Consider the following 8,589-nt stretch of genomic DNA (forward strand, 5'->3'; position numbering starts at 1 on the left):
TCTATTCTAGTGTACTACAATGATTGATATCTAGTTATGATTTTCGCTTTCTGAAAACGATTTTTTCTTCATGCGTTTGTCGTGATTGATCGGATACTGATTACAGGCTATCGTCATACCGATTTGGGGATTTTTTCGGATAAGGATCCTCGAATGACCGTCATCAAAAAAGCGATTCGGGCGGATCTCATTCGCTTCTTGGAAGAGGGGGTGGAGTGGTTTATCCTGACCGGCAATCTAGGCTTTGAATACTGGTGTTTAGAGGTGCTTCAGGACCTGCGCCAGGAAGGGTATGACTTCCAGATAGCGACGCTCTTTTTATTTGAAAATCATGGAGAAAATTGGAATGAGGTCAATCAGATAAAATTAGCCCATTTTAAATCTGTTGATTTTGTAAAAATAATCTATCCTCGCTATGAAAATCCAAGCCAATTTCGTCTGTACAACCAGTTTTTATTAGATAATACAGATGCTGCCTACCTTTTTTACGATCCTGAAAATGAAACAAATTTGAAATATCTTTATCATCTAATCTTAAAAAAAGAAGGGTATACTAAAAAAACGCTTACTTTTGAGCACTTAAATGAGCTAGCTGAAAATTTTGAAAAAATTGAATGATATGACTTGATTTTTCCTTATATTTTTTCATATAATAGAGATAATGATGTTCTAGGAGATAGAGGTGTAGCAAATGGCAAGTATTAAATTTACGACAAAAGATATTTTTGAACAAGACTTTAAAATTGGTTTTCGTGGTTATGATCCAGATGAGGTGAATGATTTCCTTGATGAAATCATGAAAGACTATGATGCCTACGAAGCAATCATCAAAGAGTTGAAAGGTGAGATTGCTCGCTTGAAAGCGCAGATGGCAAACGCCCCACGTGTGGGAGGAACGAGCATGGAAGGCTCTGAGACCTTGAGGACAGAGCGGACCTCTTCAGCGACGAACTTTGATATTTTGCGCCGTTTGAATCGCTTAGAGAAAGAAGTTTTCGGCAAACAGATTGCACAAGAAGATTAGTAGGTAAGGTGTTTGCAATTTTTGGATAATCGCGTGGTAGTGTTCTACCATGAGGAAAGTCCATGCTAGCACCGGCTGTGATGCCGGTAGTGTTTGTGCTAGGCGAAGCAATAAGCCTAGGGACGTGGCAAGGTGTTACGTTACGGCGGTTGAAATAGCTAAGTCGGAAGATATGCTCAAGTAGATCTGAAAAGTGCCACAGTGACGGAGTTTTTATGGAAACATAGAAAGTGGAACGCGGTAAACCCCTCAAGCTAGCAACCCAAATTTCGGTCGGGGCATGGGAAAGTCGGAAGCAGAACGAACTTTCCTGACTGCATCAAGCAGTAGACAGATGATTATCGAAGGTGGTAGTGCCTAGTACCACTGGAACAAAACATGGCTTATAGAAAATTGCATATATAGGTAGGCTAGCTTTGCTAGCTTTTATTATCGGAGAATCATGAAGAAAACATTTACATTTATTGCAACGGCTGCAGCTGGTTTAGAGGCAGTAGTCGGTCGGGAAGTACGAGAGTTGGGATATGACTGTCAGGTAGAAAATGGTCGTGTTCGTTTTGAGGGTGATGTCACGGCTATGATCAAAACCAACCTCTGGCTTAGATCAGCCGATCGAATCAAAATTGAGGTTGGTCGTTTCAAGGCCAAGACCTTTGAAGAACTATTCCAAGGTGTCTTTGCTTTGGACTGGGAACAGTATCTGCCCTTGGGCTGTAAGTTCCCTATTTCCAAAGCCAAGTGTGTCAAGTCAACCCTACACAATGAACCGAGTGTCCAAGCCATTTCTAAAAAAGCGGTTGTCAAGAAATTACAACAGCATTTTTCGCGTCCTGAAGGGGTGCCTCTGCAGGAAGTAGGGTCGGAATTTAAGATTGAAGTGGCTATTTTGAAGGATGTTGCAACGGTTTTAATCGATACGACAGGCTCTAGTCTCTTTAAGCGTGGTTACCGCATCGAAAAAGGTGGTGCACCGATTAAGGAAAATATGGCAGCAGCTATTTTGCAGTTGTCCAACTGGTATCCTGACAAGCCTTTGGTTGATCCAACCTGTGGCTCGGGAACCTTTTGTATTGAGGCTGCGATGCTAGCCCGTAATATAGCACCAGGTCTGAAGCGTTCCTTTTCTTTTGAGGAGTGGACCTGGGTCGACCCTGTCTTGGTAGAGCGAGAAAGACAGGTTGCTCGTCGTGCTATTCGTACGGATCTCACCTTGGATATTTCAGGTTTCGATATGGATGGTCGCATGGTGGAGATTGCTCAGAACAATGCACTTGAGGCAGGGGTCTCTCAAGATATCACCTTTAAGCAAATGCGTTTGCAGGATTTTCATACCAATAAAATTAATGGTGTCATTATTTCCAACCCACCTTACGGGGAGCGTCTTCTCAATGATTCGGCAGTTGTGCATCTCTATCGTGAAATGGGAGAAACATTTGCTCCTTTGCGAACCTGGTCTAAATTCATTTTGACCAGTGATGAGCAATTTGAACAGCGCTATGGTAGGCAGGCAGATAAAAAACGGAAATTATACAATGGAACATTAAAGGTTGACCTTTATCAATTTTTTGGACAGCGCGTGAAGCGAGCGGTGAAAGAGCAGGAATAGAGATGGTAAAGAATACAGAAAAGAATGATGGTCTCCCAAATGATGGGGAAAAAATCTTAGATTTTGAAGAAGCCAAAAACATGACGGTCGGTCAAGCAGTCCGCAAGCACGAGGAGATCAAAGCAGGTGTGACGGAAGAAGATGGTCTCCTAGACCGTTATATTAAGCAACACAGGGCTGAGATTGAATCGGAAAAATATGAAACGCAGATGGATCTACCTGTTTTGACCGAAGAGGATGTAGCTGGGATAGAAGAGGTAGGTGAAGAGAGTGAATCCCCTGTAGATACGGAGCTTGAAGAGCAAATAGAAGCCTTGCAAATTCATAAGTTTGCTCCAGAAGGACCTGAAAAAGAGGTGTTACCTGACCCTGAAACAGCCTCCTTTCATACTGTTGAAGAGAAGGAAACATCTTCTCATAAATCACGGATCATTTGGGCAAGCCTAGCCTTCCTTTTTATCACTGTCTTATCCCTAGCTTTTATGTGGATGAAGCAAGCAGAAAAAATAGAGGAAACACAAGCATCTTCAACATCAACCAGTCAAAGTAGCAGCTCAAGTAAGGGAGAGGCTAGTGTAGTAGCTTTTCATGATCTATATGCGACTTTCTTTGTCGACAAGGAACAGAGTAAACTGAAGAATAGTGCCTTTGGACAATTACCAGAATTGAAAGCAGCTTTGGAGAAGATAGATAAAAAAACAGCTGCGTATGAAACAGCCAAGAAGCAGTATGATGCTCTTGAAACAGCTATCAAAGCTGTTCAAGCCCTAAATAGTCAGTTTGATAAACCTGTTATTGTTGATGGTGATCTGGATACAAGTGCAACGGTTAGAGACGGGGAGAACTTAAGTCCTGCAACCACAGGTATCGCCTCTGTTGATGCGAAGATTACAGCAGCGATCAATCTCGGTCGCTCACAGCAAACAGCAAGTAGCACTGCTTCAGCTGCCAATGTGGTAGACTCCTCTTCTAATACTGAAGCGTCTGCATCTGCAAGTGTAGAGGCAACAGTTCCTGAGGTCCCAGCTAATGCTGCTAGTTTAGGAGCAAGCCCCCTATATGGAATAGATATTCCGGCAGGTGTGACGCTTCAACGACATCTCAGTCGTGTACCGTATGATCAAGCGAAAATTGATGACGTAAACAATCCGGCATGGACCTTTAATCCAGGGGTTTTAGAGACGATTATTGCCGTTTCGCAAGAGCGGGGCTATGTGTCTGGCTATCAGTATATTTTGGAGCGGGTCAACATTATCAACGGCAATGGCTATTATAACCTCTTCCGTCCAGACGGTACCTACCTCTTTTCCATGAATGCCAAAACCGGCTATTTCGTTGGAAATGGTGCCGGATATGCGGATGACTTGGATTACTGATGTTCATTGCAGATAACAGCGTCTCATAAAAATAAAAAATGACCGAGGATGGAGTTCCGTGAAAGAACTCCATCCTCGGTCATTTTCTAATCAAGGCCAGCAAGGTGCATGAGATTGCACATGTATATTCAAGTGAAATCAAAATAGCTCCCCTTTCCAATGGAATTGTGAAAGGTGGGAGCTAGAATACGGTTTTTTTAAGCTATAACTTTACCATTATAACACAAAAATTTTTAAAAAAAAAGACTTGTATTTTTTGTATTTTGTGATACAGTGGAAGTATAAATAAAAAAGGAGGCATTAGCCATGAAAAAATGACTTCTCTGTTTACTTGCTGTTCTGTGCATGGTTTGTTTGAAGATTCCTGCTAGTGCTGAAACCTCAAGTTATGATGATCCATATATGGATAATGACCATATTATTCAAGTTTTGACCTTGGCTTATTCTGTTGAGGAGTCAGGGACCTGTACGGTGACAGGTGGGCACAAAATTACAGAGGATGATATTGAAGAATTCAAGACCTATTATCAAGCTGAGAAATATGAGAGGGCTGGTGGGTATAGTAGCTATTTTAAAAGTAGTACAGGCTGGGTTAATCGCCCCGGTGGAATTACCTTGAGTTGTCATTATTATCCATCTTCTATGTATGTAGGCGGGGATAATCCTAATGTAAAAGCTGCTAAGTTCGCAACTGCATTCAGATTGTTGAAGGAGCGTCATGGTTCGAGTCCTCATTGGAGAAACACGGCTTCTATGGAAGCTCAATTCTTGTGTCATACATTTACTATTGGTGGTTTAAAGAATCCTTGGAATATTGAACCATGGAGAACGGAAGCGAACCTATCTCGTGTCATTGCTCGTGGATGTAACCCTTGATTATGGATATTTATTTATATGTCATTCCCTTTATTTGTTTAGCAGTCAGTTTACTTTTGAGTCGTTGCGAAGCTCCTGTTGTAGTATTGTTGTTAATACTATATGGTGTCCTAACTATCTCCTTGCTAAGTCAAATTATAAGTGGATTTATTAGTGACTATGGTATCATGAAGTCAAATAGTATTCCTTTTTGGTGCTTCGTGATAAATGCTATCATTAATGTTTTTTATTCAATTTGCCTTTTATCATTTAAGGATTATAAAATTAAATTCATTTTCAATTCAACTCTTGTCAGCTTTTTACTAACCTCTCTTATTCTACTTGTTGTCCATAAGGGTGAGGTAAATCTTGTCAAAATCTTGTTATTGTTTATTGGATCTTTCTTTTTCGCGGTTTATTCTTGGTATTTATGCATGAAAGATAAAAAATATCAATATTTAATTTTCTCAATGATTGCTTTTTTGCTGAGTCTTAGTTTCTAGTGAAAAGTTGTGATACAGCGGTAACATAAATAAAAAAGGAGAATGGTTATGAAGAAAAAATGGTTGGTGTTAGGGTCGTTCCTTTGTATCGCAGTTGGAGCTACAATACCCTTGTCAGAAAGGTTGAAAGCAACAGAAGTCTCGGGTGAATCCACTATTGAAGCAAGTAGTGAGAATAGGACGGTGCGTGCCTTAGTTGAGCAATACAAGTCAGGCGAAGATCCCTATCTTCTGGAGCACCTTCAAAAACTTCCTCCTGAAGCTCCCATCATTGAGTGGAAAGGTGGCTACTTTAGTAGTGATGTAGAAACAAAAGAGACCTTTACGGTTGAAACCTGGAATGAGGAGGGGACAGAGATTATCTCTGTTGAAGGAGATGCGGCAACAGCAGGAGAGGTTATTGCAGCAATAAAAGCTTCAGAGGGTGCAGACTAGTCAATCATGTGCTATTCACCAAGATTTGGTTGACACAGTTTCGCTTTGATCGGCAAAGAAGATAAGAATGTGTGGTTGACAAATAGTAGATAGCAAAGTGAAAAGCTCTGGAATCCAGAGCTTTTTGGTATGGGCTTGTTAGACTGGACGACGTTCAAAGGGGTCATCTGAAATGCCCTGAGATAAAATAAGTTTTGCCCATTCTTTGGCAGAAAAGAGGCTGTGGTCTTTATAGTTACCGCAGGATTCAATGGTTGTCCCGGGGACATCTTCCCAAGTCGTTACTTCTGCAATTTCTTCCAAGCAAGATGTGATGACCTGAGCAATTTCAGTTGTGGAATGTTTTCCCCACATAATCATATGAAAGCCTGTTCGACATCCAAAGGGCGAGCAGTCAATCAATCCCTCTATTCGCTTTCTGATGAGAAGGGCTAATAAGTGTTCAATGGTGTGAATGCCTGCTGTCGGGATAGCATCTTCGTTGGGCTGAACCAGACGGATATCGTAGTTTGAAATAACATCTCCCTTAGGTCCCCTTTCTTCTGAAATCATACGAATATAGGGTGCCTTGACAATGGTGTGGTCTAACTCGAAACTCTCAACAAGTACTTCTTTAGCCATAAAAATCCTCCTTTTCATTAAAGTTGATTATACCATATTTTGTGCGACCGATATAGGAAAGAGGTTGAAATGGTTTTCTTATTGTCCCCAGACTTATTAAAGCACACGGTGAAAATGAGAGCTTTAAAATCAAATGTAGGAATAACCCCATACCTACAAAATAAATCGTGGACGAAGTGAACCTTTAAAACGATATTTCCCAATCTTTGGTCTATTTGTACATTGGTCATTGTGAAATGATTTGAAATATGATAGAATGAAAGAGGATTTTTTGAATCTAAAATAAGTAAAAAAGAGGTGGAAAAAATGACCGCAATATCGATTGGTGTTGCCTTGGTTTCCGCTCTCATTGGTTTAGTTATTGGGTATCTAGCGATTTCTTTAAAGATGAAAGCTGCAAAAGAAGCTGCAGAACTGACACTTTTAAACGCTGAACAAGAAGCAAGTAATATTCGTGGAAAAGCAGAACGAGAAGCAGATCATATTGTGGTTGTTGCAGAACGTGACCGCCAGACCTTGAAAAAAGAATTGCTTTTAGAAGCGAAAGAAGACGCTCGAAAATATCGTGAAGAAATTGCGGAAGAATTTAAGTCAGAACGACAAGAATTGAAACAAACGGAAGCGCGCTTGACAGAACGTGCAAGTAGCTTGGACCGTAAAGACGATAATTTAACAAATAAAGAAAAAGCTCTGGAGCAAAAGGAGCAGTCCCTTGTAGATAAGTCTAAACACATTGAAGAGCGTGAAGAAGAGGTTGCAAAATTAGAGGAGCAAAAGGCTCTCGAATTAGAACGGGTAGCCTCGCTCACTCAAGAAGAAGCACGTCATTTGATTTTGATCGACACACGAGATAAGATGACGCATGAAATTGCGACACGTATCAAGGAAGCAGAGCGAGAAGTCAAGGAGCGAGCGGATAAGACTGCAAAAGATTTACTAGCTCAAGCCATGCAACGGATTTCAGGTGAGTATGTAGCAGAGCAAACGGTCACATCTGTTCATCTTCCAGATGATACGATGAAAGGACGGATTATTGGACGTGAAGGTCGCAATATTCGTACCTTTGAAAGTTTGACGGGAATTGATGTTATCATTGATGATACCCCAGAAGTGGTTGTCTTATCTGGATTTGACCCGATACGCCGAGAAATTGCGCGCATGACGATGGAAGCCTTGTTGCAAGATGGACGGATTCATCCTGCTCGTATCGAAGAGTTGGTTGAAAAACACCGGGTAGAAATGGATAATCGTATTCGGGAATATGGTGAGGCAGCCGCTTATGAAATTGGAGCGCCAAACCTCCACCCAGATTTGATTAAGACCATGGGACGCCTGCATTTTCGGACATCTTATGGTCAAAATGTGCTTCGTCATTCGATTGAGGTGGCGAAGTTGGCCGGCATACTTGCGGCAGAACTTGGCGAAAACGTTCATCTGGCACGTCGTGCAGGTTTCTTGCATGATATCGGAAAAGCCATTGACCGTGAGGTAGACGGCAGTCATGTTGAGATTGGAACTGAATTGGCTCGTAAGTACAAAGAGCATCCGGTGGTAGTCAACGCTATTGCTAGCCACCATGGTGATGTGGAAGCGACCAGTACCATTGCGGTGGTTGTCGCTGCGGCTGATGCCCTAAGTGCAGCCCGCCCAGGATCCCGTCGTGAATCCATGGAGGCCTACATCAAGCGTCTCCAAGATTTGGAAGAAATTGCCAATAGCTTTGAGGGAATCAAACAAGCCTATGCTATTCAAGCAGGGCGTGAAGTTCGTATTATTGTCCATCCAAATGTAATCAATGATGATAAGATTACCATCTTGGCTCATGATATTCGTGAAAAGATTGAAAACAATCTTGACTATCCGGGCAATATCAAGGTAACCGTTATCCGTGAAACGCGGGCGACAGAAGTTGCTAAATAAAAAATACAAAGGGCTGTAAGAGCGGAAGCTATCAGCGATTGGAAACTGCCTAGTCACTACGTCTGATTGACTTTTCGAAAAGAGGAGAGATTTAAATTCGGCTCTTTGTCAACTGTAGTGGGTTGATGAAAAGCGGCTCTTTGTCAACTGTAGTGGGTTGATGAAAAGCTAACATCGTGAGAGGACGAACTTCGTTCTCTCTTTCTTTACGTTTAAAGCAATCAAAATGCGTTTTTTAAAGTTTTCAAA

The 8,589-nt window shown here is 41.5% G+C and carries 8 protein-coding genes and 1 other RNA gene; 8 read left to right on the forward strand and 1 reads right to left on the reverse strand.

The window, feature by feature from the left end; genetic code table 11:
• The first annotated feature begins 84 nt into the window (after positions 1–84).
• From ACVPON_RS06275 to ACVPON_RS06305, 7 genes are all read left to right on the forward strand, one after another.
• Positions 85–618 carry an SLOG family protein gene (locus ACVPON_RS06275; protein ID WP_462877277.1) on the forward strand — a complete coding sequence of 178 codons (534 nt, stop codon included), beginning with the start codon at positions 85–87 and terminating at the stop codon, positions 616–618.
• 73 nt (positions 619–691) lie between these two features.
• Complete coding sequence (gene gpsB / locus ACVPON_RS06280; protein WP_462877263.1) at positions 692–1,024, forward strand: cell division regulator GpsB; 333 nt, start codon at positions 692–694, stop codon at positions 1,022–1,024.
• Positions 1,025–1,041: 17 nt separating this feature from the next.
• Positions 1,042–1,415, forward strand: an RNA gene (rnpB, locus tag ACVPON_RS06285) — RNase P RNA component class B.
• Positions 1,416–1,466: 51 nt separating this feature from the next.
• Positions 1,467–2,630: a THUMP domain-containing class I SAM-dependent RNA methyltransferase gene (locus ACVPON_RS06290; RefSeq protein ID WP_462877265.1), complete on the forward strand. Its 1,164-nt coding sequence runs from the start codon at positions 1,467–1,469 to the stop codon at positions 2,628–2,630.
• A 2-nt stretch (positions 2,631–2,632) separates the two neighbouring features.
• Positions 2,633–4,006 carry a cell division site-positioning protein MapZ family protein gene (locus ACVPON_RS06295; protein WP_462877267.1) on the forward strand — a complete coding sequence of 458 codons (1,374 nt, stop codon included), beginning with the start codon at positions 2,633–2,635 and terminating at the stop codon, positions 4,004–4,006.
• A gap of 345 nt (positions 4,007–4,351) precedes the next feature.
• Entirely contained in the window at positions 4,352–4,882 is a 531-nt protein-coding gene (locus tag ACVPON_RS06300) for a DUF2599 domain-containing protein (protein ID WP_462877268.1), read from the forward strand.
• A gap of 530 nt (positions 4,883–5,412) precedes the next feature.
• Positions 5,413–5,799: a hypothetical protein gene (locus tag ACVPON_RS06305; RefSeq protein ID WP_462877270.1), complete on the forward strand. Its 387-nt coding sequence runs from the start codon at positions 5,413–5,415 to the stop codon at positions 5,797–5,799.
• 138 nt (positions 5,800–5,937) lie between these two features.
• Here ACVPON_RS06305 and ACVPON_RS06310 read toward each other — a convergent pair whose 3' ends face one another.
• Positions 5,938–6,420: an S-ribosylhomocysteine lyase gene (locus ACVPON_RS06310; RefSeq protein WP_462877272.1), complete on the reverse strand. Its 483-nt coding sequence runs from the start codon at positions 6,418–6,420 to the stop codon at positions 5,938–5,940.
• 306 nt (positions 6,421–6,726) lie between these two features.
• Between ACVPON_RS06310 and ACVPON_RS06315 the strand changes: the two genes are divergently transcribed.
• Positions 6,727–8,340: a ribonuclease Y gene (locus ACVPON_RS06315; RefSeq protein WP_462877275.1), complete on the forward strand. Its 1,614-nt coding sequence runs from the start codon at positions 6,727–6,729 to the stop codon at positions 8,338–8,340.
• Positions 8,341–8,589: the final 249 nt, after the last annotated feature.

This window comes from Streptococcus sp. 1F3 (genome assembly GCF_054968985.1).